Annotated in this window: 23 protein-coding genes; 18 read left to right on the forward strand and 5 right to left on the reverse strand. The window is 70.8% G+C overall.

What is annotated here, in order from left to right; translation table 11 throughout:
• The first annotated feature begins 185 nt into the window (after nt 1-185).
• The 14 genes from OG332_RS28555 to OG332_RS28620 all read left to right on the forward strand — a co-directional run bounded on the left by OG332_RS28555 (nt 186) and on the right by OG332_RS28620 (nt 15,075).
• On the forward strand, nt 186-1,052 hold the full coding sequence (locus tag OG332_RS28555) for an ABC transporter permease (protein WP_442816215.1): 867 nt from the start codon (nt 186-188) through the stop codon (nt 1,050-1,052).
• Nucleotides 1,053-1,075: 23 nt separating this feature from the next.
• Nucleotides 1,076-1,999, forward strand: coding sequence for an ABC transporter permease (locus tag OG332_RS28560; RefSeq protein WP_327416147.1), 924 nt, complete (start codon nt 1,076-1,078; stop codon nt 1,997-1,999).
• A gap of 9 nt (nt 2,000-2,008) precedes the next feature.
• Entirely contained in the window at nt 2,009-3,100 is a 1,092-nt protein-coding gene (locus OG332_RS28565; RefSeq protein WP_442816216.1) for an ABC transporter ATP-binding protein, read from the forward strand.
• Entirely contained in the window at nt 3,093-4,145 is a 1,053-nt protein-coding gene (locus OG332_RS28570; RefSeq protein ID WP_327416149.1) for an ABC transporter ATP-binding protein, read from the forward strand. Before OG332_RS28565 ends, OG332_RS28570 begins: the two co-directional genes overlap by 8 nt.
• Nucleotides 4,146-4,310: 165 nt before the next feature.
• Nucleotides 4,311-5,237 (forward strand): GNAT family N-acetyltransferase, encoded by a 927-nt coding sequence (locus tag OG332_RS28575; RefSeq protein ID WP_327416150.1) that lies wholly within the window; start codon nt 4,311-4,313, stop codon nt 5,235-5,237.
• 106 nt (nt 5,238-5,343) lie between these two features.
• Nucleotides 5,344-6,975 (forward strand): peptide ABC transporter substrate-binding protein, encoded by a 1,632-nt coding sequence (locus tag OG332_RS28580; RefSeq protein WP_327416151.1) that lies wholly within the window; start codon nt 5,344-5,346, stop codon nt 6,973-6,975.
• A 31-nt stretch (nt 6,976-7,006) separates the two neighbouring features.
• Nucleotides 7,007-7,930, forward strand: coding sequence for an ABC transporter permease (locus tag OG332_RS28585; protein WP_327416152.1), 924 nt, complete (start codon nt 7,007-7,009; stop codon nt 7,928-7,930).
• The gene (locus OG332_RS28590; protein WP_442816217.1) at nt 7,923-8,954 is read left to right on the forward strand and encodes an ABC transporter permease; all 1,032 of its coding nucleotides are present in this window, start codon (nt 7,923-7,925) and stop codon (nt 8,952-8,954) included. The genes OG332_RS28585 and OG332_RS28590 overlap by 8 nt, the downstream gene beginning before the upstream one ends.
• 12 nt (nt 8,955-8,966) lie before the next feature.
• Complete coding sequence (locus OG332_RS28595; protein WP_327416153.1) at nt 8,967-9,941, forward strand: ABC transporter ATP-binding protein; 975 nt, start codon at nt 8,967-8,969, stop codon at nt 9,939-9,941.
• Entirely contained in the window at nt 9,934-10,977 is a 1,044-nt protein-coding gene (locus OG332_RS28600) for an ABC transporter ATP-binding protein (RefSeq protein WP_327416154.1), read from the forward strand. Before OG332_RS28595 ends, OG332_RS28600 begins: the two co-directional genes overlap by 8 nt.
• Nucleotides 10,978-11,370: 393 nt before the next feature.
• A complete protein-coding gene (locus tag OG332_RS28605; RefSeq protein ID WP_030012369.1) occupies nt 11,371-11,565 on the forward strand; it encodes a hypothetical protein in 195 nt (64 codons plus the stop codon).
• A gap of 23 nt (nt 11,566-11,588) precedes the next feature.
• Nucleotides 11,589-12,485, forward strand: a complete 897-nt coding sequence (gene mshB, locus OG332_RS28610) for an N-acetyl-1-D-myo-inositol-2-amino-2-deoxy-alpha-D-glucopyranoside deacetylase (RefSeq protein WP_327416155.1) — start codon at nt 11,589-11,591, stop codon at nt 12,483-12,485.
• Complete coding sequence (locus OG332_RS28615) at nt 12,482-12,865, forward strand: DUF6113 family protein (RefSeq protein WP_327416156.1); 384 nt, start codon at nt 12,482-12,484, stop codon at nt 12,863-12,865. Before mshB ends, OG332_RS28615 begins: the two co-directional genes overlap by 4 nt.
• 203 nt (nt 12,866-13,068) lie before the next feature.
• A complete protein-coding gene (locus OG332_RS28620) occupies nt 13,069-15,075 on the forward strand; it encodes a hypothetical protein (protein WP_442816218.1) in 2,007 nt (668 codons plus the stop codon).
• Nucleotides 15,076-15,294: 219 nt separating this feature from the next.
• Here OG332_RS28620 and OG332_RS28625 read toward each other — a convergent pair whose 3' ends face one another.
• Nucleotides 15,295-16,089: a transglutaminase-like domain-containing protein gene (locus OG332_RS28625; protein ID WP_442816219.1), complete on the reverse strand. Its 795-nt coding sequence runs from the start codon at nt 16,087-16,089 to the stop codon at nt 15,295-15,297.
• Nucleotides 16,086-17,072 carry a GNAT family N-acetyltransferase gene (locus OG332_RS28630; protein ID WP_327416158.1) on the reverse strand — a complete coding sequence of 329 codons (987 nt, stop codon included), beginning with the start codon at nt 17,070-17,072 and terminating at the stop codon, nt 16,086-16,088. The genes OG332_RS28625 and OG332_RS28630 overlap by 4 nt, the downstream gene beginning before the upstream one ends.
• Nucleotides 17,073-17,189: 117 nt before the next feature.
• Between OG332_RS28630 and fdxA the strand changes: the two genes are divergently transcribed.
• The gene (fdxA, locus tag OG332_RS28635; protein WP_327416159.1) at nt 17,190-17,519 is read left to right on the forward strand and encodes a ferredoxin; all 330 of its coding nucleotides are present in this window, start codon (nt 17,190-17,192) and stop codon (nt 17,517-17,519) included.
• Between the two features lie 109 nt (nt 17,520-17,628).
• Nucleotides 17,629-18,723, forward strand: coding sequence for a succinyldiaminopimelate transaminase (dapC, locus tag OG332_RS28640; protein WP_327416160.1), 1,095 nt, complete (start codon nt 17,629-17,631; stop codon nt 18,721-18,723).
• 76 nt (nt 18,724-18,799) lie between these two features.
• Here dapC and OG332_RS28645 read toward each other — a convergent pair whose 3' ends face one another.
• Nucleotides 18,800-19,189: an ATP-binding protein gene (locus OG332_RS28645; RefSeq protein WP_327416161.1), complete on the reverse strand. Its 390-nt coding sequence runs from the start codon at nt 19,187-19,189 to the stop codon at nt 18,800-18,802.
• A gap of 292 nt (nt 19,190-19,481) precedes the next feature.
• Entirely contained in the window at nt 19,482-20,477 is a 996-nt protein-coding gene (locus OG332_RS28650; protein ID WP_442816220.1) for a hypothetical protein, read from the reverse strand.
• 76 nt (nt 20,478-20,553) lie between these two features.
• Here OG332_RS28650 and dapE point away from each other — a divergent pair, with 76 nt between their 5' ends.
• Both dapE and OG332_RS28660 read left to right on the forward strand, forming a co-directional pair.
• Nucleotides 20,554-21,633 (forward strand): succinyl-diaminopimelate desuccinylase, encoded by a 1,080-nt coding sequence (gene dapE / locus OG332_RS28655; RefSeq protein WP_327416163.1) that lies wholly within the window; start codon nt 20,554-20,556, stop codon nt 21,631-21,633.
• Between the two features lie 64 nt (nt 21,634-21,697).
• Nucleotides 21,698-22,456 carry a TIGR00730 family Rossman fold protein gene (locus OG332_RS28660; protein ID WP_327416164.1) on the forward strand — a complete coding sequence of 253 codons (759 nt, stop codon included), beginning with the start codon at nt 21,698-21,700 and terminating at the stop codon, nt 22,454-22,456.
• A 249-nt stretch (nt 22,457-22,705) separates the two neighbouring features.
• On the opposite strand, the gene folP is transcribed toward OG332_RS28660, so the two are convergent.
• Complete coding sequence (gene folP, locus OG332_RS28665; protein WP_327416165.1) at nt 22,706-23,566, reverse strand: dihydropteroate synthase; 861 nt, start codon at nt 23,564-23,566, stop codon at nt 22,706-22,708.
• Nucleotides 23,567-23,623: the final 57 nt, after the last annotated feature.

Raw genomic sequence — 23,623 nt, forward strand, 5'->3', positions numbered from 1 at the left:
CTCGGCAGGCCGTTTTCACTTCGGCACCCCTCACATCCGCGGGCAATCCCCGCACGCCGAGAGCCGGCCCGTTCCTTGGGCTGGAGGCCGCTGCTCCCAGAAGCGGCCAGGTAGAGAGGCAAAACATGGGAAGGTACGTCGCCCGTCGCCTCGGGCAGATGGTCATAGTCCTCATAGGCGCGACCATGGTTCTGTTCGCGTGTCTGTTCGTACTCCCCGGCGATCCCGTGGGTTCGATCGCGGGCAGCGACAAGGCACGTGACCCCGCAGTGGTCGCGGAACTCAAGGCGCGTTACGGGCTCGACAAGTCGCTGCCCGAGCAGTACGTGAATTACGTCGCGAAGGTTGCCACCGGCGACCTCGGCGAGGACTTCGTGCAGCGCCGCGAGGTTTCCGAGATCCTCGCCCCCAAGCTTCAGAACACGGCGAAGCTGGCCCTCCTGGCCATCTGCCTCGTCACGGTGTTCGGTATGGGCGTGGGCATCATCGCCGCGCTCTACAGATACAGCATTCTCGACATGGCCACGACATTTTTTACGACGATGGCCGTCGGCTTCCCAACCTTCGTGATCGGCATGCTGCTCATGAAGTACTTCGCCGTGGAACTGCAGTGGTTCCCGCAGCTCGGCGGAGACAAGCTCGAAGGCATGGTCCTTCCCGCGATCACCCTCGCCGTCACCGACATCGCCTTCGTCGCCCGCCTCACCCGCGGCACGATGCTCGAGGTGCTGCGCGCGGACTACGTGAAGACGGCCGTGGCCAAGGGACTTCCGCGCCGCCGCGTGCTGTTCAAGCACGTGCTGCGCAACTCGTCCATTCCCGTGGTCACGTACCTGGGTATTTCGTTCGGCGGACTCCTCGGTGGTGCGCTCATCACTGAGGCGATCTTCAACTGGGACGGTGTCGGTCTGGCACTGGTTCAGGCGATTCAGCAGCAGAACAACCCGATCGTCATCGGTGTCGTGACCTACAGCGTCGCGATCTTCGTCGTCCTCAGCCTCATCGTGGACCTGCTGTACGCGGCCCTCGACCCGCGTATCCGCCTCAGCTGACCGCCCCCAAGGAGGATTTCCTCATGTCTGAGCTCGCAACGAGCCCGGCGATCGGGGACGAGAACCCCGTGTCGTCCGCTTCGGCCGCCGCCGAACCCGCACCCAAGCAACTGAGCCAGTGGGGCGAGATCCGTCACCGCTACGTCCAGAACAAGCTGGCCGTCGTCGGTCTCGTGATCATCTCCCTGCTGTTCCTGACGGCGATCTTCGGCGACATGCTCGCCCCGTTCGACCCGGGCGCCCAGGACCTGGAGAACACGCTCGCCTCGCCCAACGGCACGCACTGGATGGGCACCGACGCCCTGGGCCGCGACATGTTCTCGCGCCTCATAGCCGGTACCCGCGTCGCCATGTTCGTCGGCCTCGCCTCGATCTTCTTCGCGGTGCTGATCGGTGTCGCCCTCGGCGCCATCGCCGGTTACTTCGCCGGCTTCGCCGACACCCTGGTCATGCGCGTCGCGGACGTGTTCCTCGCGTTCCCGCTCATGATCGGTGCCGTCGTCATCATCCTGGTCACCGGGCGCGGCATCACCCCGGTGGTCATCTCGCTGGCCATCTTCTCCTGGGCCACCGTGTCCAGGCTCCTGCGCAGCTCGATCCTGTCGGTGCGCGAGATGGACTACGTCCACGCGGCCAAGGCGCTCGGCGCCGGCGGCTGGCGGGTCGTCCGCACGCACATCCTTCCGAACTCGCTGACCGCCGTTCTGGTCTACGCGACCTTCAACGTCGGCACCACGATCGTCGGTGTGGCAGCGCTCTCCTTCCTCGGAGCCGGTGTCCCCGTCGACGTCCCCGAGTGGGGCAACATGCTGGCGGCCGGACAGGGCTTCATCGGCGTCAATGACTACCTGTGGTACTTCCCCAGCCTGTTCGTCGTCGTCACCGTGCTCGGCTTCGCCTTCGTCGGCGACGGCCTGCGTGACGCGCTCGACCCGAAGCTCCGGTAGGGCCGCGCGATGCCCCGAGACAACATCAGCAAGCAGGACGAAGGTGGCGGCGTGACGACGTCGGAGATTCTCAGCGTTGCGGAGACGGGTGGCGGGTCCGCCGTGCCGCTGCTGGAGGTGGACAACCTCCAGGTCGAGTTCAAGACCCGTGACGGGGTCGCCAAGGCCGTCAACGGCGTGAGCTACAGCGTCAACTCCGGCGAGACCCTCGCCGTGCTCGGCGAGTCCGGCTCCGGCAAGTCCGTCACCGCACAGGCGATCATGGGCATTCTCGACAGCCCGCCCGGACGGGTCGCGGGCGGCGAGGTGCGCTTCCACGGCAAGGACATCCTCAAGATGTCCGACGAGGAGCGCCGCAAGCTCCGCGGCAACAAGATGGCGATGATCTTCCAGGACGCGCTGTCCTCCCTGAACCCGGTCTACTCGGTGGGCGACCAGCTCGGCGAGATGTTCCGGGTCCACCGCGGCATGTCCAAGAAGGACTCGAAGGCCAAGGCCATCGAGCTCATGGACCGCGTGAAGATCCCCGCCGCCAAGGCGCGCGTGGGCGACTACCCGCACCAGTTCTCCGGCGGTATGCGCCAGCGCATCATGATCGCCATGGCGCTGGCCCTGGAGCCGGACCTGATCATCGCCGACGAGCCCACCACGGCTCTCGACGTGACGGTCCAGGCGCAGGTCATGGACCTGCTCGCGGAGCTCCAGCGCGAGATGAACATGGGCCTGATCCTGATCACCCACGACCTCGGCGTCGTCGCCGACGTCGCGGACAAGATCGCGGTCATGTACGCGGGCCGGATCGTCGAGACCGCTCCGGTCCACGAGATCTACAAGCGCCCGTCCCACCCGTACACCCGCGGCCTGCTCGACTCGATCCCGCGCCTGGACCAGAAGGGCCAGGAGCTCTACGCGATCAAGGGTCTGCCGCCCAACCTGCTCCGCATTCCCGCGGGCTGCGCCTTCAGCCCCCGCTGTCCCAAGGCGCAGGACATCTGCCGCACCGAGATCCCGGTGCTGCACCCCGTCACCGAGCAGGACGGCACCGAACTGCCCGGCCGCGGCAGCGCGTGCCACTTCTGGAAGGAGCAGATCCATGGCTGAGCTCACCAAGAACGCCACCGAGCGCGAGCCGATCCTCCAGGTCCGCAACCTGGTCAAGCACTTCCCGCTGACCCAGGGCATCCTGTTCAAGAAGCAGGTCGGTGCGGTCAAGGCGGTCGACGGGATCTCCTTCGACCTCTACCAGGGCGAGACCCTCGGCATCGTCGGCGAGTCCGGCTGTGGCAAGTCCACGGTCGCCAAGCTCCTGATGAACCTGGAGCGGGCCACCTCCGGCCAGGTGCTCTACAAGGGCGAGGACATCAGCCGGCTGTCCGGCAAGGCCCTCAAGGCCGTCCGCCGCAACATCCAGATGGTGTTCCAGGACCCGTACACCTCGCTGAACCCGCGCATGACGGTCGGCGACATCATCGGGGAGCCCTACGAGATCCACCCCGAGGTGGCTCCCAAGGGCGACCGGCGCCGCAAGGTCCAGGAGCTCCTGGACGTCGTGGGCCTGAACCCGGAGTACATCAACCGGTACCCGCACCAGTTCTCCGGCGGTCAGCGCCAGCGCATCGGCATCGCCCGCGGCCTGGCCCTGCAGCCCGAGATCATCATCTGCGACGAGCCGGTCTCCGCGCTCGACGTGTCGGTGCAGGCGCAGGTCATCAACCTGATGGAGAAGCTCCAGGACGAGTTCAACCTCTCCTACCTCTTCATCGCGCACGACCTGTCGATCGTCCGGCACATCTCGGACCGCGTCGGCGTCATGTACCTGGGCAAGATGGCCGAGATCGGCTCCGACGCCCAGATCTACGAGCACCCGACGCACCCGTACACCCAGGCGCTGCTCTCCGCCGTCCCGGTCCCCGACCCGGAGGCCCGCGAGGGCCGCGAGCGCATCATCCTCACCGGTGACGTCCCGTCGCCGGCCAACCCGCCGTCGGGCTGCCGCTTCCGCACCCGCTGCTGGAAGGCCGAGGACAAGTGCTCCACCGAGGAGCCGCTGCTGGCGATCCCGGAGCGCTTCAAGGGCCAGACCGGCCCGGCCGCGCACGAGTCGGCGTGCCACTTCGCGGAGGAGAAGGCCATCCTGGCCGTCTGACCTCCGACGGACCCGTACGGCCACGGCCGGTCCCCGGTGCTTCGAGCACCGGGGACCGGCCGTTTCCGTGTGCGGTGGGGACCCCGGTGCGGAAACCCCGGTGCGGAAACCCCCGTTGCCGAAACCCTGTTGCGGCGCCCGGAGCGCGGGCCGGAGCATGAGGCAATGACCCTCACCGTACGGCCCGCCGGGCCCGGGGACGCAGCCGACATCTGCGCCCTCCTCAACGCCGTCGACGTGATCGAGATCGGCCGCCCCGAGACCGACCTGGGCACCGTCGAATCCGACCTCAACGCCCCCGACGTCGACCTGGCCACGGACTCCTGGCTCGCCTTCGAGGACGGCCGGCTCGTGGCCTACGCCCTCGTCTGGGCGGACTCCGGTCCGGGCCGCGTCGACGGGGACCACTACGTGCTGCCCGGTCACCGCGAGGCCGCCGAACGGCTGCTGGAGCACATGGAGAGCCGGGCCCGGGAGCTCGCCGGCGAGTCCGGCGTGCTGAGACTCCAGCTCAACGTGGAGCCCACCCTCGACCTCTCCCTCCTCACGGCGCGCGGCTACCGCACCATCCGCCGCTACCAGGTCATGACCCGCTCCCTGTCGCCGGCCGCCGACCTCCCGCCGGCCGTCCCGGCCGGTCTCACCCTGCGCCACTGCGCCGACGACGAGGCCGACCGCCACCGGGCCCACGCCCTGATCGAGGAGACCTTCGCGGCTCACTTCGGCCATGTGGACCGCCCGTACGAGTCCTGGCTGGACCACATCGACGGCCGCAGGCTCGACTGGTCGTTGGTCTGGATCGCGAGCCTGCCCGGCCACGGCGACGCGGCCGTCCTGCTCAGCCGGGACGACCGGACGAGCATGGGCTGGGTCGGCCACATCGGCGTGCGCAAGGAGCTCCGCGGCCGCGGCCTCGGCGGTTTCCTGCTGCGCCACTGCTTCGCGGAGTACGCCGCGCGCGGCCGGGACACCGTGGGCCTCGGCGTGGACATCCACAACGAAACGGGCGCGCTCGGGCTCTACGAGGCGCACGGCATGGGCCTGCACTACGCGGTCGACTCCTGGGAGCTGCCGTTGCACTCGCAGGGGTGACAGGCGCGTGACGCGCGGGTGCAATCGGTCCAACCAGGAGTGTGCGGGACCCCACATAGGGTGACATTGGCCCCTAAGTGAGTCTGGGACCCCTAGGAGGCACTCCATGCGCGGAGCCACCCACGCCCAGTGGGCCGCATGTGCTGTGGCCGTCGCCCTCGCGGCGACGGCCTGCGGCGGCGGAAGCGACAGTGGCGGAGGCGGTGGCGAGGCCGGGATCATCAGCTCGTCCTGGGGTGACCCGCAGAACCCTTTGGAGCCCGCCAACACCAACGAGGTGCAGGGCGGCAAGGTCCTCGACATGCTCTTCCGGGGTCTCAAGCGCTACGACCCGAAGACCGGCGAGGCGAACAACATGCTCGCCGAGAAGATCGAGACGACGGACAACCAGAACTTCACGATCACGCTGAAGGACGGCTGGAAGTTCAGCAACGACGAGCCGGTCACCTCCGAGTCCTTCGTGGACGCCTGGAACTACGGCGCGGACGTGCGCAACAAGCAGAACAACTCGCCGTTCTTCTCCGACATCGTCGGCTACCAGGACGTGCACCCGGCCTCCGGGGAACCGAAGGCGAAGACGATGTCCGGCCTGGTCGTCAAGGACCCCAAGACCTTCACCGTCGCCCTCAAGAACAAGTTCTCCACCTGGCCCGAGACCCTCGGCTACCAGGCGTTCTCGCCCCTGCCCAAGGCCTTCTTCACCGACCACACCGCCTGGCTGAACAAGCCCGTCGGGAACGGCCCGTACACGGTGGACTCGTACACCAAGGGCACCGGCATGAAGCTGCGCAAGTGGGACGCGTACCCCGGTGCGGACAAGGCGCAGAACGGCGGAGTGGACCTGAAGGTCTACACCGACAACAACACCGCCTACACCGACCTGATCTCCGGCAACCTCGACCTCGTCGACGACATCCCGGCGCAGCAGCTGAAGAACGTCAAGAACGACCTCGGCGACCGGTACATCAACCAGCCGGCCCTCATCATCCAGACCCTCACCTTCCCGCTGTACGACCCGCAGTGGAGCAAGCCGGGCACGGAGAAGGTCCGCCAGGGCATCTCCCGGGCGATCAACCGCGACGAGATCACCAAGCAGATCTTCCGCGAGACCCGCACCCCCGCCAAGGACTGGACCTCGCCGGCGCTCGGTGAGAAGGGCGGCTTCTCCGCCACGGTCTGCGGCGACGCCTGCGTCTACGACCCGGCCGAGGCCAAGAAGCTCATCCAGGAGGGCGGCGGCCTCCCCGGCGGCAAGGTCACGCTGACCTCCAACGTGGACACCGGCTCGCACCGCGACTGGATGGACGCCGTCTGCAACAGCATCAACAACGCGCTGGGCGAGGGCCCGGTGTGCACGGTCAACCCGATCGGCACCTTCGCCGACTTCCGCAACCAGCAGAGCTCGTTCAAGCTGACCGGCCCCTTCCGCTCCGGCTGGCAGGCCGACTACCCGCTGATCCAGAACTTCCTCCAGCCGCTCTACTACACCGGTGCCTCCTCCAACTACGGGAAGTTCAGCAACCCGGACTTCGACAGGCTCGTCGACGAGGCCAACCAGGAGAGCGACCAGGCCAAGGCCATCGCGAAGTTCCAGGACTCCGAGAAGATCCTCGCCGAGCAGATGCCGGCCATCCCGCTCTGGTACCAGAACGGCAGCGCGGGCTACGCCGAGCGCCTCTCCGACGTGGAGCTCAACCAGTTCAGCGTCCCCGTGTACGACCAGATCAAGGTCGGCTGACCCTCGTTTCGGATCGATCCTGGAGCAGTCCATGGGACGTTATGTGATCCGGCGGCTGCTCCAGATGATCCCGGTGTTCATCGGCAGCACGTTCCTGATCTTCGTCATGGTGTACGCGCTCGGCGACCCGGTCGCGGCCCTCTTCGGCGACAAGGCTCCCGACCCCGCCACCGCCGCGCGCATCCGCAAGGACCTCTACCTCGACCAGCCCCTGTGGAAGCAGTACCTCCACTACATGGGGCAGATCTTCCAGGGCGACTTCGGCACGGCCTTCAACGGCCAGTCCGTCACCGACCTGATGGCCAGCGCCTTCCCCGTCACCCTGCGCCTGACCATGGTCGCGATCTTCTTCGAGGTCGTCATCGGCATCACCCTCGGCGTGCTCAGCGGGCTGCGCCGCGGCAAGACCGTCGACACCTCGGTGCTCGTGCTCACCCTCGTGGTCATCTCGGTGCCCACCTTCGTGACGGGTTACCTGCTCCAGTACCTCTTCGGCGTCGAATGGGGCTGGGTGCGGCCCACCGTCTCCCCGGACGCCCCCCTCGACGAGCTGATCCTGCCCGGCATCGTGCTCGCGCTGGTCTCCCTCGCCTACGTCACCCGGCTCTCCCGCACCTCCATCGCCGAGAACGTCAAGGCCGACTACGTGCGCACCGCCGTCGCCAAAGGCCTGCCGCGCCGCCGGGTCGTCACCCGCCACCTGCTGCGCAACTCGCTGATCCCCGTCGTCACCTTCATCGGCACCGACATCGGCGCGCTGATGGGCGGCGCCATCGTCACCGAGCGGATCTTCAACATCCACGGCGTCGGCTACCAGCTCTACCAGGGCATCCTGCGCAACAACTCCCCGACGGTCGTCGGCTTCGTGACGATCCTCGTCATCGTCTTCCTGCTGGCGAACCTGCTCGTCGACCTGCTCTACGCGGTCCTGGACCCGAGGATCCGTTATGCCTGAGCCCGAGCCTCCCGAGCGCGCCGAAGGCCCCGGCGGATACGACCCCGTCGGCCCCCGCCGGCACGAGGCGATCTCACCCACCGGCCAGGGAGGACCCATGGATCTGGCGCTGGAGGAAGCCGAGAGCGTCGAGGGCATCGAGAAGACCGCCGGGCCCACCGGCCCCGGGTCGCGGGAGAAGGCCCGCTCCCTGTGGTCCGACGCCTGGCACCAGCTGCGCCGCAACCCCGTCTTCGTCATCTCCTCGCTGATGATCCTCTTCCTCGTGGTCATCTCGATCTGGCCGCAGCTCATCGCGAGCGGGGACCCGCTCCAGTGCGACCTGTCCAAATCACAGCAGGGCTCCTCCCCGGGCCACCCCTTCGGCTACGACACGCAGGGCTGCGACGTCTACACCCGCACGGTGTACGGGGCGCGCGCCTCCATCACCGTGGGCGTCTGCGCCACCCTCGGCGCCGCCCTGCTCGGCTCCGCCCTCGGCGGGCTCGCCGGCTTCTTCGGCGGCTGGGGCGACGCGCTGCTCTCCCGGATCGCCGACATCTTCTTCGGCATCCCGGTGGTCCTCGGCGGCCTGGTCTTCCTGTCCGTCGTCACCAGCACCACCGTGTGGCCCGTGGTCGGCTTCATCGTGCTCCTCGGCTGGCCGCAGATCGCCCGCATCGCCCGCGGCTCGGTGATCACCGCCAAACAGAACGACTACGTCCAGGCCGCCCGGGCCCTCGGGGCCGGCAACGGCCGGATGATGCTGCGGCACGTGGCGCCCAACGCCGTCGCCCCCGTCATCGTCGTCGCCACCATCGCGCTCGGCACGTACATCGCCCTGGAGGCCACCCTGTCCTTCCTCGGCGTCGGCCTGCGCCCGCCGACCGTCTCCTGGGGCATCGACATCTCCAACGCGGCCTCGCAGATCCGCAACGCCCCGCACATGCTGCTCTGGCCGGCGGGCGCGCTGAGCATCACGGTGCTCGCCTTCATCATGCTCGGCGACGCGGTGCGCGACGCCCTCGACCCCAAGCTGCGCTGAGGAGCCCCGCACATGCTGCTCGAAGTCCGCGACCTGCACGTGGAATTCAAGACGCGCGACGGAGTCGCGAAGGCGGTCAACGGTGTCGACTACTCGGTGGACGAGGGCGAGACGCTCGCCGTGCTCGGCGAGTCGGGCTCCGGCAAGTCGGTGACCGCCCAGGCCGTGATGGGGATCCTCGACATGCCGCCGGGCCGGATCGCGGGCGGCGAGATCCTCTTCAAGGGCAAGGACCTCCTCAAGATGAAGGAGGAGGAGCGGCGCAAGATCCGCGGCGCCGACATGGCGATGATCTTCCAGGACGCGCTCTCCTCCCTGAACCCGGTCCTGAGCGTGGGCAAGCAGCTCGGCGAGATGTACGAGGTGCACCGCGGGATGTCCCGCAAGGACGCCAAGGCCAAGGCCGTCGAGCTGATGGACCGGGTGAAGATCCCGGCGGCGAAGCAGCGGGTGGGGGACTTCCCGCACCAGTTCTCGGGCGGCATGCGCCAGCGCATCATGATCGCCATGGCGCTGGCCCTGGAGCCCTCGCTGATCATCGCGGACGAGCCGACGACGGCCCTGGACGTGACCGTCCAGGCCCAGGTGATGGACCTGCTGGCCGAGCTCCAGCGCGAGCTCAACATGGGCCTCATCCTGATCACCCACGACCTGGGCGTGGTCGCCGACGTGGCCGACAAGATCGCCGTCATGTACGCGGGCCGGATCGTCGAGGCGGCCCCCGTCCACGAGATCTACAAGGCGCCCGCCCACCCGTACACGCGCGGACTGCTGGATTCCATCCCGCGCCTGGACCAGAAGGGCCAGGAGTTGTACGCCATCAAGGGCCTGCCGCCGAACCTGCTGGCCATCCCGCCCGGCTGCGCCTTCAACCCGCGCTGTCCGATGGCCCAGGCCGTCTGCCGCGCCGAGGTCCCGCCGCTCGCGCAGGTGGCCGGGGAACGGACCAGCGCGTGCTTCTTCTGGAAGGAGTGCCTCCGTGGCTGAGTCCCTTCTGGAAGTGAAGGACCTGGTCAAGCACTACCCGCTGACCCAGGGCATCGTCTTCCGCAAGCAGGTCGGCGCGGTCAAGGCCGTCGACGGGGTCTCCTTCGACCTGCGCGCCGGCGAGACGCTGGGCATCGTCGGCGAGTCCGGCTGCGGGAAGTCGACCGTGGCCAAGATGCTGGTCAACCTGGAGCGGCCGACGTCGGGTTCGATCCTCTACAAGGGCGAGGACCTCGCCAAGCTGTCCGGCCGCGCCCTGAAGGCAGTGCGCCGCAACATCCAGATGGTGTTCCAGGACCCGTACACCTCGCTGAACCCGCGCATGACGGTCGGCGACATCATCGGCGAGCCCTACGAGATCCACCCGGAGGTGGCTCCCAAGGGTTCGCGCCGTCAGAAGGTCCAGGACCTCCTCGACGTGGTCGGACTCAACCCGGAGTACATCAACCGCTACCCGCACCAGTTCTCCGGCGGCCAGCGCCAGCGCATCGGCATCGCCCGCGGCCTCGCGCTCCAGCCCGAGATTATCGTGGCCGACGAGCCGGTCTCCGCGCTCGACGTCTCCGTGCAGGCGCAGGTGATCAACCTCCTGGACCGCCTCCAGAACGACTTCAGCCTGTCCTACGTCTTCATCGCGCACGACCTGTCGATCGTGCGGCACATCTCCGACCGGGTCGGCGTCATGTACCTGGGCCGGATCGTGGAGATCGGCACCGACATCCAGATCTACGACCACCCCACCCACCCGTACACCCAGGCCCTGCTATCGGCCGTTCCCGTGCCCGACCCGCAGGCCCGCGCCCGTCGTGAGCGGATCATCCTCTCCGGCGACGTGCCGTCCCCGGCCGACCCGCCGTCGGGCTGCCCCTTCCGCACCCGGTGCTGGAAGGCCCAGCCCCGCTGCACGGCGGAGGTTCCGCTGCTGGCGGTCCCGGAGGTCTTCCCCCCGGGTCCGGCGGCCCATCCCTCGGCCTGCCATTTCGCGGCGGAGAAACAGGTGGTCCCGCCCGCGCCGGCGAAGGGTGCGGAGGACTAGCTCCCGCCCCGTCCGTCCTGTCCTGTCCGTGGGACGGACCCTCCGCCAATCGATCATTTCCGGCCACCCGCGGGGTGTGAGGTGCGGGTGTGGCCGCCGCCCCGCAACGCGGTTTACACGGGGGCAACTTGACCGTTTCTGCCCCGAGATCTGGGGCATGCAGCCTGGGTGGCGTGCGGCCGTGCGGGTGCCGACAGCCGGCCGGGGAGGCGTACAGCCGCCCCGGCCGGCCTCCCCGTGACCCCGTCCGTGCGCGCCATGCGCCCCTCGTGCTGCCGGATTTCGATCGATGCGCTGGCACGGATAGTTATGATCCGTAGCGCACGGTGGGTATGACTCTCGCCGAGCGCGAATACGCGTACCGATGTCCGCTCGACGTGGAGGTGAAACGCCGTGGCACTCTCGATCTCCGCCGTGGTGCTGCTGGCGATCATCGTCTTCCTGCTGGTCCGGAGGGCCGGCCTGAAGGCGGGACACGCGGTCGTCTGCGTACTGCTCGGCTTCTACCTGGCGAGCTCCACCATCGCGCCGACCCTCAGCCAGCTCACTTCGAACGTGGCCAGCATGATCAGCGGCCTCAAGTTCTGAGCCGCGCCTCGTAGGCTAGGCCCATGAACGGTCTTCCCGCCCGTCGTCTGCTCCTCGTGCACGCGCACCCGGACGACGAGTCGATCAACAACGGCGTCACCATGGCCAAGTACGCGGCCGAGGGCGCCCACGTCGCGTTGGTGACCTGCACCCTCGGCGAGGAGGGCGAGGTCATCCCGCCCGGCCTCGCCCACCTGGCGGCCGACCGCGACGACACCCTCGGCGCCCACCGCGTCGGCGAGCTCGCCGCCGCCATGGCCGAACTGGGCGTCCACGACCACCGGTTCCTCGGCGGCCCCGGCCGCTTCCGGGACTCCGGGATGATGGGCGCCCCGCAGAACCACCGCCAGGGGGCCTTCTGGTCGGCCGACGTGGACGAGGCGGCCGCGTACCTCGTGGAGGTGATCCGGGAGCTGCGCCCGCAGGTGCTCGTCACGTACGACCCGGACGGCGGCTACGGACACCCGGACCACATCCAGGCCCACCGGGTCGCCATGCGCGCCGCCGAACTGGCCGCGGAGACCGCGTACCGGCGCGACCTCGGCGACCCGCACGCGGTCGGGAAGATCTACTGGAACCGCGTCCCGCTCTCCGTGGTCGAGGAGGGCTTCGCCAAGCTGCGCGCCGCCGGAGCCGGCAACCCCTTCCCGGGACTGGGCTCGCCCGAGGACGTGCCGGGGGTCGTCGCCGACGAGCGGATCACCGCCGAGATCGGGGCCGAGGAGCCCTTCGTGGCGGCGAAGGCGGCCGCGATGAGGGCCCACGCCACCCAGATCGCCGTGGACGGGCCCTTCTTCGCCCTCTCCAACGACCTGGCGCAGCCGCTGTTCACCCGCGAGTACTACGAACTGGTCGAGGGCCGTCCCGGCGCCCCGGCGGGGACGCGCGAGGACGACCTCTTCGCGGGGGTGCAGGCGTGACCGGCTCCCGGACGGCGGGCCGGATCGCCGGCTGCCTGGGCCTGGTCGTCGCGGGCGCGCTGACCGGCGCGGCCGGCTGGCTGGTGGTGGACCTGTGGTTCCCCGGCGGCCTGCTGCTCGCCCTGCTGGCCCTCTTCGGGCTGTTCCTCGGGGGCCGGATCGCCCTCGGGACCGGCCTCGGGGTGGGCGGGGCCGCGGCCGGCTGGTTCCTCGCGTACGTGATGCTCAGCGTCCCGCGCCCCGAGGGAGACTTCCTCCTCAGTTCGTCCGGAATCGGCATGTACGCCTACCTTTTGGGTGGAACGGTGCTCGCTGTGATGTGTGCCACGATGCGCGGTTCGCTGGACCGGCCGGTTTCGGCCGCGCGGTCTGCCAAGTGACGTGGTGTCGGACCTCGTAGGGAGATCGGCGCAGGGGGGCGTGCAGGCTCTCGGGGCGGTTCAGGGGGGTTTGGCGGGCCTGATGGGGAACCCCTGATTCCAGGCCGTCAGTTGCGCGCGGGCGGCGGCCAGTATGGTGGACGGGCCGCCGAGCTGCCCGCGCACGGTATGACGGGCGGCGGAGCCAACCGGGAGAACCTGCCTTGAGTCGTGAAACCGACAGTTCGTCCTCCGGGCCCAAGGGGCACGGCGGAGCCGCATACCCCTCGGGGACGCCGCCGTATGGAACCGGCCAGCACCCGTCCACGACTGTGCCATCCGGACCTGGCGCGTCGACCGCTCCGGAGGAGAACCCTGTGACCTCGAAGCCGTCCACGCCCGAATCCGACGGGCCCAAGACCGAGACCACCCTGACGACCCGGATCCGGATCAACATCCCGGGTTCCCGGCCGATCCCGCCGGTGGTCGTGCGCAAGTCGATGGGCACCAACTCGGGCCCGGCCGCCACCGCACCGGAGCAGGGGCCGCAGCCCACGCCCGAGCCGAGGCCCGAACCGCCGCTCGCGCAGCGCCCCAAGCCCCAGCCGACGCGGATCGAGGCCGAGCGGGAGCCGGAGCCGACCCGCGCCCAGGGCCCGGCCGAAGCCGAGGAGCCGGTCGCCAGCAACTGGTTCGCCCCCCGCAAGCCGGCCAACGCCGCGCCCCCGGCGCCCGCCGCCGCGCAGATGCCGCCGGCCGCGTCCGCCCCGCCGCCCCCGCTCGCGCAGCGGCCCGTGCCCGGCGCCGCGCCCGGCCCGACGCCGCCTGCGCCCGTGCCGGGCGGCTACGCGCCCCCGCCGCGCACCCAGGCCCCGCCGGCGCCGGACAGCGCCTACGCGCCGCCGCGCACCCCGCCGCCGCCCGTGGCCGAATACGGCACCGGCTACGCCCAGGCTCCGGCGCCCGCACCCGCCGCCCCGATGCCCGGCGGCCCCGGCGTCGGGTCCACCCAGGGCTTCCCGGTGTACGGGAGCGACCAGGGCGACGGCGGCCCCGTCACCGAGGCCTTCCCGGTCTACGGCAACGGCCCGGCCGGCCCCACCGGCGGTCCCGGCTTCGGCACCGGCCCGGTCGGCGGCCCCGGCGGCGGACCCCGCGCAGAGGAGGCGCCGAGCTGGCCCGGCCCCGAGCTGGACGCTCCGCTGCCCACCCCCGCGCCGGCCCCGGCCGCCCCGCGCCCCGTGCCCGCGCAGCAGAAGGCCGAGGCCGCCAAGCCGGCCAAGCCCGCCAAGAAGGGCCGCTCCAAGCTGGTCCTGCTCGGCGGCGGGGTCGTGGCCCTGATCGGCGTGGCCTACGGCGCAGGGCTGCTCCTGAACCACTCCGACGTCCCCAAGGGCACCACCGTCCTCGGCGTCGACATCAGCGGCAGCCGCGACGAGGCCGTCGCCAAGCTCCAGACGGCCTTCGGCACCCGCGCCTCCACCCCGATCCAGCTCAGCGTCGGCGGCAAGCAGGTCGAGCTGAAGCCCGACAAGGCCGGGCTGACCCTCGACAGCCAGACCACCGTCCGCAACGCGGCCGGCAGCGACTACAACCCGATCACCGTCATCGGCTCCCTCCTCGGCAACGAGCGCAAGGCCGACGCCGTGCTGCCGGTCGACGAGGAGAAGCTCCAGGTCGCGCTCCAGGAGCTCGCCGGCACGGCCGGCTCGGTCACCGAGGGCACGATCACCTTCGACACCGGCAAGGCGGTCGCCGTCCCGGGCAAGCCCGGTACCACCCTGGACGCGGACGCCTCCGTCGAGCTGGTCAACAAGGCCTTCCGCGACCAGGTCGCCACCGGCACGGCGGCCGTGCCCGAACTGCCGACCACCACCAAGGAACCGGTCGTCAACCAGGCCGAACTGGACCGGGCGATGAAGGAGTTCGCGGAGCCCGCGATGTCCGCCATCGCCACGGTCAAGGCGGGGGGCAAGTCCCTCCCCTTCGGCTCCAAGTCCCTGCCGAAGTTCCTCAGCATGCAGGCCGTGGACGGCCGCCTCACCGAGAAGTTCGACCTGGAGGCGCTCAAGGCGGTCTACGGGAACACCTTCGACGGGGTTCTGATCACCCGCGGCACCGGTGCCAAGACGGCGGTCACCCCGCAGGACGTCGCCGGCGCCCTCGGCAAGGCCCTGCGCGGCAAGACCGCCGCCGAGCGGACCGTCGTCATCGAAACCAACGCGAACTAGCCTCCGCCACGTCACGACGGACGGACCAGTGCCCCCGCCCGGACCCCGGGCGGGGGCACCGTCACGTCCGCCGCACGACCGCGAAAGGGGCCGGCTCCGGCCCGCGCCACGGCTGCCGGGGCTCCGCCCCGAACCCCGTACGGCGCTCCGCCCCGAACCCCGTACGGCGCTCCGCGCCCGCACCGCAAACGCCGGCGGGGCCGGAAATCCCGAGCCGGGTCAGTTCAGCAGGGCGCGAGCGGAGACGGCCTCGGCGTGGATGCGCGCCGCCGCGTCGGTGTCGACCGCGGCGACGACGTCCGCGTACGCGTCCAGCGCCGCCGCCCCCTCCCGGTAGGAGCCCCGTTCCACCAGCAGCCGGGCCCGCTCGTAGCGCAGCGCCGCCGGATGCGACGGCAGCAGCAGCGAGAGTTCCAGCGCCCACAGGGCCACCCCGGACTGCTCCGGGCGGGTCGACGCCCACACCCGGATGTTGCCCAGGATCCGCAGCACGATGTCCAGGGTGCCGGCCGGGGTGCGCGGCCCCGACGCCAGCTCCGCGGGCCCGGCGCCCAGGGAGGCGCCGCCCGCGAAGGGATCCACCACCACGCCCTCCTCCGGGTCCCCGAAGCCCACCACGAAGTGCCCCGGCAGCCCCAGCCCGTACACCGGCGCCCCTGCCCGCCGCGCGACCTCCAGCCACACCACCGACAACAGGATCGGCAGGCCGCGCCGCCGCCGAAGGACCTCGTGCAGCAGCGAGGACGACAGTCGGCCGTAGTCCGCGGGGGTGCCGTGGAAGCCGAGCCGCCCGCCCAGCAGTTCCGTCACGGCCGACGCCCACGCCCGCGCGCCCCGCAGCCCGTACGGCAGCATTCCGGCGAGCCGGTCCAGCTCGATCTGTGCCCAGTCCATGGCGCGTTCGTCCAGGTCCGGGTCCGCCTCCGTGGCCAGCAGCAGGCACAGCAGTGCCAGATCGGGCCGCTCCGACCGGACCTCCGCCGCGAACTGCTCCCGCCGGCCCACCGGACTCACCGCGCCGCCCGGTAGTGGTGGTAGGTGTGGTGCGTCGCGAAGCCCAGCCCGTCGTACAGGGCCAGCGCCCCCGCATTGTCCGTCTCGACCTGCAGCCAGGCCGCCGACGCGCCCTCCTCCAGCGCCTTGCGGGCCAGTGCGGCCATCACGGCCGTCGCCAGGCCCTCCCGCCGCTGCACGGGATCGACCGTCACGGCCGAGAAGCCGGCCCAGCGCCCGTCCACCACGCACCGCCCGACCGCCCGGCCCCCGGACAGCGACGCGAACCACACCGACGGGCCCTCCACCAGCAGCCGCCGGGCCACGTCGGGGTCGTTGACCTTCCCGTAGCGCCCGAGCCACTCCTCGTCCGGGACACGGGTCAGTCGTACGGATCCGGCGGCGGGCGCCGCCACGTCGGCCACCGGCGCCAGCGCCCCGATCCGTACCTCCGCCGACACCTCGGACGCCCAGCCCCGCCGTTCCAGCTCCGCGCAGAGCAGCTCCTGCGTGCCGGCGGCTCCGGTCGCGGCCTGCACATAGGCCGGAAGCCCTCGTGCCGCGTACCAGGAGGTCACTCGCGCGAGTGCATCGTCCAGCGGTATCCCCGGGTCGCCCACGGCCAGCACCGAATTGGCCCGCCGGGTGAATCCGGCGGACGCCCGCAGCGTCCAGTCGCCCAGGCGCTCGCTCTCCAGCGGCTGCCAGGACCGCGCCGCGACCCGCGACAGCTCCTCGAAGGAGGCCGCCGGGCCCCGCCGCCGGGCCGGCGCCGGAGGCACCGTCTTGCCCGCCACCAGGGAGGATTCCGCGATGCGGACGGACTGCCCGTCCTTCTTTGTGATCAGCAGCACACCCTGGTCCCAGGATGTGAGAACACCGACGGTGTCCGTGAACTCGGGTGATCCGCTCAGCCCGGCCTCCACCCGTCGTACAGAGACACGTTTACCCACGTCAGCCGGGGTAATTCGGACCTCCAGCAGTCCACCGGCATTGATTTCCACAGCTCTGTCCGCCCCTCCTGTTCGGATCGTGCCCGGGAACGGAGATACTAGGTGCGGGCATCGACGACGCCGCGCTCCCGCGCGATATGGAAAGCCCTACCGAGGAGGAACGAGAGCGTGACCTACGTCATCGCGGAGCCTTGTGTCGACGTCAAGGACAAGGCATGCATCGAAGAGTGCCCCGTCGACTGCATCTACGAGGGCCAGCGGTCCTTGTACATCCACCCGGACGAATGCGTCGACTGTGGTGCGTGTGAGCCGGTCTGCCCGGTCGAGGCCATCTTCTACGAGGACGACACTCCGGAAGAGTGGAAGGACTACTACAAGGCGAACGTCGAGTTCTTCGACGAGCTCGGTTCGCCCGGTGGTGCCTCCAAGCTGGGCCTGATCGAGCGCGATCACCCCTTCGTCGCCGCGCTGCCTGCCGGTATCAACGGCGATCACTGACCGTTTCAGGCAGACGCGCCCCTCGGTCCCGTACGGCCTCGTCGCCGCACGGGACCGAGGCGTTTGCGGACCCGCTACCAGCCAGTACTCAGAGAGAGCAGAGACCATCGTGGCCGCAGTATCCGACCGTCTTCCCGCCTTCCCCTGGGACAAGCTGGAGCCGTACAAGAAGACGGCGGCGGCCCACGCGGACGGCATCGTCGACCTGTCCGTCGGCACGCCCGTGGACCCGGTCCCGGAGCTGATCCAGCGCGCCCTGATCGAGGCCGCCGACTCCCCGGGCTACCCGACGGTGTGGGGCACGGTCGCCCTGCGCGACGCGATCACGGGCTGGGTGCGCGGGCGCCTCGGCGCGAGCGCCGCCGAGCACCGCAACGTCCTGCCGGTCGTCGGCTCCAAGGAGCTGGTGGCCTGGCTGCCGACCCAGCTGGGCCTCGGGGCGGGGGACAAGGTCGCCTACCCCCGGCTCGCCTACCCGACGTACGAGGTCGGCGCGCGGCTGTGCGGCGCCGAAGCGGTGGCCTACGACGACCCCACCGAGCTCGACCCGGCCGGGGTGAAGCTGCTGTGGCTCAACTCCCCGTCCAACCCCACCGGAAAGGTCCTCGCCAAGGAGGAGCTCGTCCGGGTCGTGGCCTGGGCGCGCGAGCACGGGATCCTGCTCTTCAGCGACGAGTGCTACCTGGAACTGGGCTGGGAGGCGGAGCCCGTCTCCGTCCTGCACGACGACGTGTGCGGCGGCTCGTACGAGGGGATCGTCGCCGTCCACTCCCTCTCCAAGCGCTCCAACCTGGCGGGCTACCGGGCTGCCTTCGTCGCCGGTGACGCGGACGTGCTCGGCGAGCTCCTGGAGATCCGCAAGCACGGCGGCATGATGACCCCGGCCCCGGTTCAGGCGGCCACGGTGGCGGCGCTCGGCGACGACCGCCACGTCGAGGAGCAGCGCGAGCGCTACGCGGCCCGCCGCGCGGCGCTGCGTGCGGCCCTGGAGGCGCACGGCTTCCGGGTCGAGCACAGCGAGGCGAGCCTCTACCTGTGGGTGACCCGGGACGAGCCCTGTTGGGAGACGGTCGCCCACCTCGCGGACCTGGGCATCCTGGTGGCGCCGGGCGACTTCTACGGCGAGGCGGGCGCGCGGTTCGTGCGCGTCGCCTTCACCGCCACCGACGAGCGCGTCGAGGCGGCGGTCAAGCGCCTCGGCTGAGTGCCGGGCAGGGCCGGGAACAGCCCGAGGGGGCCGGGAGTTCGCACTCCCGGCCCCCTCGGTGTTTCCCGCGGCGTCAGCCGCCCAGCGGTGCGCCACCGGGCAGTCCTGCCGGCAGGACACTGCCCACGGGCAGCTCGGACACCGGCAGCTGGGACACGGGGAGCTCGGACACCGGCAGCTCCTTCGCCGCGGGCAGCCCGCCGAGCAGACCCCCCGCCTTGCCGGCCACGTCGGCGGCCGGGGCCGGCAGGGTCTTGGCGGTGGAGCCCACCGCGTCGGTGGCCGCGCCCGTGGTCGCGTCGGTGGCGGCTTCGGGCGCGTCCTGCGCGGTGAGTGCGCCCAGCTGCGGCACGGACTCCAGACCGGCGGCGCTGGCCGCGCCGGCCGCACCGACCACGGGCGCTGCCCCGGCTGCGAGGAGCAGCGCGGCACGGGCGATCCGACGGGTCAGGGGGAGGGACATGTTGCTCCTAAGCGGTAGCGGCTGAGTACGCCATGACTAACCGCTCGCGGGGCGGGTGGAGTTGCGGTGCCGGTGGGTAAAGGATCGGTAACGCATCGTTTAATCGGCTTCCGAGACAAGCGCATCGGATGCGGGCCGACCAGGGCTTCCGCGCCTCCCCGGGGCCATGGCCCGCCGAACGGATCACCCTCGCAGGGGTGATCACTCGTACGCGCGCCCGGGTGTCCGCCCCGGCGCGTAGCGAGGGGCACCGACGGACGACCGGCACCGGCGTCCCCGGTGCGCCGTGGAGTCAGCGGGCCATGAAGATCCGTACTTCGCCCGGGTTCGCGTTGCGGGGATCCCCGTCGCCGTCCTTCGCCCCCGTGCCGCCCTTGTGCTGCCACTGTCCCCGGGCCTGGCCCGCGATCCAGGCGTGCTGGCTGTAGGACACGCGGGAGATGCCCAGCTCCTTCGAGTTGGCCACCGCCCAGTGGGCCATCGCCCGGCTGGCGCGCGTGGCGGCCTCACCGCCGTCCTTCTTCTCCACCACGGTGACCTCGACGTCCGGGCCGCCCTTGCCCCCGCCGCTGTTCCGGCCGGCCTGGCCCGCCTGGCCGGTCTGCGGGGCAACGGTGTGCAGGCCGTCCTTGCCGAAGATCCGGATCATTTCGTTCCGTACCTTCTCCGGGTCGCCCGGCCCCGTGGGTACGGGGCCGCCGCAGTCCAGGGTGCCGTCGCCGCCGAAGGCCGCCGTCAGCACGGTCGCGTCCGGCTCGTGCTTCGCGTACGCCTGCGGGAACCCGCTGCGCTGCACCTTCTGCGCGGCCACCGTCAGCGGCAGCCGCGAGTAGCCCGGCACGTCGACGAGGTGGTCGTAGAAGATGCCGGCCGAGTAGACCGGGTCCGTGATCTGCTCCGGCGTGCCCCAGCCCATCGAGGGCCGCTGCTGGAAGAGGCCCAGCGAGTCCCGGTCGCCGTGGTCGAGGTTGCGCAGCGCGGACTCCTGCATGGCCGTCGCCAACGCGATGGTCACCGCCCGGTCGGGCAGGCCCTTCGCGACGCCGACGGCGGCTATCGTCGCCGCGTTCGCCGCCTGCTCCGGGGACATTTCATACGATTCGGAGGTTCCGTCGTAGTTGCCCGCGTTCACGCTGGCCACGCAGAACGGGGCGCCGCCACCGCCGTTCGAGGCGCGCTGCACGGCGAAGTAGCCGATCACCGCGAGGAGAACGAGCAGACCGACGGCCGCGCGCAGCGGCCGGCGGCGGCGAGGACGGGAATCACGGTTCTCGGACACGCGGCCCACCGTACTTGAGGCATATGACGCGTCCACCGGCCGGACGGCGAGGCCCCGCCCCAGTCCGGGGCGTTAGGGTCATTCCATGTCCGAATCCGAGCTGGACCTCACCCAGGACGCCGCCGAGCTGACCGCCCGGCTCGTCGACATTCCGTCCGTGAGCGGCGACGAGAAGGTACTCGCCGACCTCGTGGAAGACGCGCTGCGCGGCCTGCCCCACCTCACCGTGGACCGCTTCGGCAACAACGTCGTCGCCCGCACGCACCTCGGCCGCGCCGAGCGCGTCGTGCTCGCCGGCCACCTCGACACCGTGCCGATCGCCGACAACGTCCCGTCCCGCCTCGACGAGAACGACGTCCTGTGGGGCTGCGGCACCACCGACATGAAGTCCGGTGTCGCCGTACAGCTGCGCATCGCCGCGACCGTGCCCGAGCCGAACCGGGACCTCACCTTCGTCTTCTACGACCAGGAGGAGGTCGCCGCCGACCTCAACGGCCTGGGCAAGGTCGCCGAGGCCCACCCCGACTGGCTGACGGGCGACTTCGCGGTGCTGCTGGAGCCCTCCAACGCCGAGGTCGAGGGCGGCTGCCAGGGCACCCTGCGCGTACTGCTGCGCACCGCCGGCGAGCGCGCGCACTCCGCCCGCAGCTGGATGGGCTCCAACGCCATCCACTCGGCGAGCCCGATCCTGGCCCGGCTCGCGGCGTACGAGCCGCGCAAGCCGGTCATCGACGGCCTGGAGTACCACGAGGGCCTCAACGCGGTGCGCATCGAGGGCGGCGTCGCCAACAACGTCATCCCCGACGCGTGCACGGTGACGGTCAACTTCCGCTACGCCCCCGACCGCAGCGAGGCCGACGCGCTCGCGCACGTACGGGAGGTGTTCGCCGACTGCGACATCGCCGAGTTCGTCGTCGACGACTCCTCCGGCGGCGCCCTCCCCGGCCTCTCCCACCCGGCGGCCGCGGCCTTCATGGAGGCGGTGGGCGGCCGCGCCATGCCGAAGTTCGGCTGGACGGACGTCTCCCGCTTCAGCGCGCTGGGCGTCCCGGCCGTCAACTACGGCCCCGGCGACGCCCTGCTGGCCCACAAGGTCGACGAGCGGGTCGAGACGAAGGCGATCCTGCACTGCGAGGAACGACTGCGCGCCTGGCTGACCTCCTGAATTCCGCTTCCCGTCACCTTTGTGCGCCTACCCTGATCCAACGATCAGCAGGAGGGAGCACATCATGGGCAACCCCGAAGGTACCGCTCGTCGTCGGTCCGAGGAGCAGCAGCTCGGGCCGGTGCTGAGGAGGCGGAGCCAGATCAAGGCGGGCAGCACGACGGACCAGCGGCTGCTGGACTCCGCCGGGCCCTCCGAGTGGGTGCACACCGATCCCTGGCGGGTCCTGCGCATCCAGTCGGAGTTCATCGAGGGCTTCGGCACGCTCGCCGAGCTGCCGCCCGCGATCAGCGTGTTCGGATCGGCCCGCACCGCGGCGGGCACGCCCGAGTACGAGGCGGGCGTGCGGATCGGCGGCGCGCTGGTGGACGCCGGCTTCGCGGTGATCACCGGCGGCGGTCCGGGCGCGATGGAGGCGGCCAACAAGGGCGCCCGCGAGGCCAACGGCATCTCGGTCGGCCTCGGCATCGAGCTCCCGTTCGAGCAGGGGCTCAACCAGCACGTCGATCTCGGGCTGAACTTCCGGTACTTCTTCGTCCGCAAGACGATGTTCGTGAAGTACAGCCAGGGCTTCGTCGTCCTGCCGGGCGGCCTGGGCACACTGGACGAGCTGTTCGAGGCACTGACCCTGGTCCAGACCCAGAAGATCACCCGCTTCCCGATCGTGCTGTTCGGCACGGAGTACTGGAGCGGCCTGATCGACTGGCTGCGGGGCACGGTGATCGCCCAGGGCAAGGCCTCGGAGAAGGACCTCTACCTGTTCCACGTCACGGACGACGTGGACGAGGCGATCGCGCTGGTGACGAAGGAAGTCGGGAAGTAGCCCCCACCGGCCCGGGCCCCTGCGGCCCGGGCCCGTTTCCTCCGGCTGCGGCTGTTCAGGCCAGGCCGCGCCAGCCTCCGGCCGACGGGTGGTCAGGCGAGGCCGCGGCGGGCGACGGCCGGGGGGCGGTGGCCCTGGATCGAGCGGACCATCTCCAGGAGCCCCTTTTCGACGCCGTCCTCGCGCGGTGCGGCGCCGGGGCGCCTCACCGGCTTCGGGCGGCTGCGCCGGCCTCCGGCCGACGGGTGGTCAGGCGAGGCCGCGGCGGGCGACGGCCGGGGGGCGGTGGCCCTGGATCGAGCGGACCATCTCCAGGATCTGCCGGGTCTCGGCGACCTCGTGGACGCGGTAGACCTGCGCGCCCAGCCAGGCCGAGACGGCCGTCGTGGCCAGGGTGCCCAGCAGGCGCTCCTTGACCGGCTTGTCGAGGGTCTCGCCGACGAAGTCCTTGTTGGACAGGGAGACCAGGACCGGCCAGCCCGTCGCCGTCATCTCCTCCAGCCGGCGGGTGGCCTCCAGGGAGTGGCGGGTGTTCTTCCCGAAGTCGTGGCCGGGGTCGATCATGATCGCGTCCCGGCGGACGCCGAGCGCGGCGGCGCGTTCGGCGAGGCCGACCGTGACCCGCAGGATGTCCTCCATCACGTCCTCGTACGTGACCCGGTGCGGCCGGGTGCGCGGCTCGACCCCGCCCGCGTGCGTGCAGACCAGGCCGACGTCGTAGCGCGCGGCGACCTCCGCCAGCTTGGGGTCCACCCCGCCCCACGCGTCGTTCAGCAGGTCCGCCCCGGCCTCGCACACGGCCTCGCCGACCTCGTGCCGCCAGGTGTCCACGCTGATCACCACGTCCGGGAAGCGGCGGCGGACCTCGGCCACGAAGCCGACCGTGCGCCGGGCCTCCTCGGCCGCGTCCACGTGCTCGCCCGGGCCCGCCTTGACCCCGCCGATGTCGATGATCGCCGCACCCTCGGCGACCGCCTGCTCGACACGGTCCAGCGCCGGCTCGTCGCGGAACGTCGCGCCCTGGTCGTAGAAGGAGTCCGGCGTCCGGTTCACGATGGCCATGATCACCGGCTCGTGGGTGTCGAACTCGCGCCTGCCCAGTCGCAGCATCCTGCTCTTTCCTCCTTCGGCGGCCCTCGCGCCTCGCCTGCGACCTTAACCTGGTGG

Source organism: Streptomyces sp. NBC_01233 (assembly GCF_035989305.1).
Taxonomy (GTDB): Bacteria; Actinomycetota; Actinomycetes; order Streptomycetales; family Streptomycetaceae; genus Streptomyces.

What these genes read in the sequence shown, in the direction of transcription:
- OG332_RS28555 (WP_442816215.1), top strand. Translation starts at nt 186, where the DNA reads ATGGTTCTGTTCGCGTGTCTGTTCGTACTCCCCGGCGATCCCGTGGGT.
- OG332_RS28560 (WP_327416147.1), top strand. Translation starts at nt 1,076, where the DNA reads ATGTCTGAGCTCGCAACGAGCCCGGCGATCGGGGACGAGAACCCCGTG.
- OG332_RS28565 (WP_442816216.1), top strand. Translation starts at nt 2,009, where the DNA reads ATGCCCCGAGACAACATCAGCAAGCAGGACGAAGGTGGCGGCGTGACG.
- OG332_RS28570 (WP_327416149.1), top strand. Translation starts at nt 3,093, where the DNA reads ATGGCTGAGCTCACCAAGAACGCCACCGAGCGCGAGCCGATCCTCCAG.
- OG332_RS28575 (WP_327416150.1), top strand. Translation starts at nt 4,311, where the DNA reads ATGACCCTCACCGTACGGCCCGCCGGGCCCGGGGACGCAGCCGACATC.
- OG332_RS28580 (WP_327416151.1), top strand. Translation starts at nt 5,344, where the DNA reads ATGCGCGGAGCCACCCACGCCCAGTGGGCCGCATGTGCTGTGGCCGTC.
- OG332_RS28585 (WP_327416152.1), top strand. Translation starts at nt 7,007, where the DNA reads ATGGGACGTTATGTGATCCGGCGGCTGCTCCAGATGATCCCGGTGTTC.
- OG332_RS28590 (WP_442816217.1), top strand. Translation starts at nt 7,923, where the DNA reads ATGCCTGAGCCCGAGCCTCCCGAGCGCGCCGAAGGCCCCGGCGGATAC.
- OG332_RS28595 (WP_327416153.1), top strand. Translation starts at nt 8,967, where the DNA reads ATGCTGCTCGAAGTCCGCGACCTGCACGTGGAATTCAAGACGCGCGAC.
- mshB (WP_327416155.1), top strand. Translation starts at nt 11,589, where the DNA reads ATGAACGGTCTTCCCGCCCGTCGTCTGCTCCTCGTGCACGCGCACCCG.
- OG332_RS28645 (WP_327416161.1), bottom strand. Translation starts at nt 19,189, where the DNA reads ATGTCCCTCCCCCTGACCCGTCGGATCGCCCGTGCCGCGCTGCTCCTC.
- dapE (WP_327416163.1), top strand. Translation starts at nt 20,554, where the DNA reads ATGTCCGAATCCGAGCTGGACCTCACCCAGGACGCCGCCGAGCTGACC.
- OG332_RS28660 (WP_327416164.1), top strand. Translation starts at nt 21,698, where the DNA reads ATGGGCAACCCCGAAGGTACCGCTCGTCGTCGGTCCGAGGAGCAGCAG.
- folP (WP_327416165.1), bottom strand. Translation starts at nt 23,566, where the DNA reads ATGCTGCGACTGGGCAGGCGCGAGTTCGACACCCACGAGCCGGTGATC.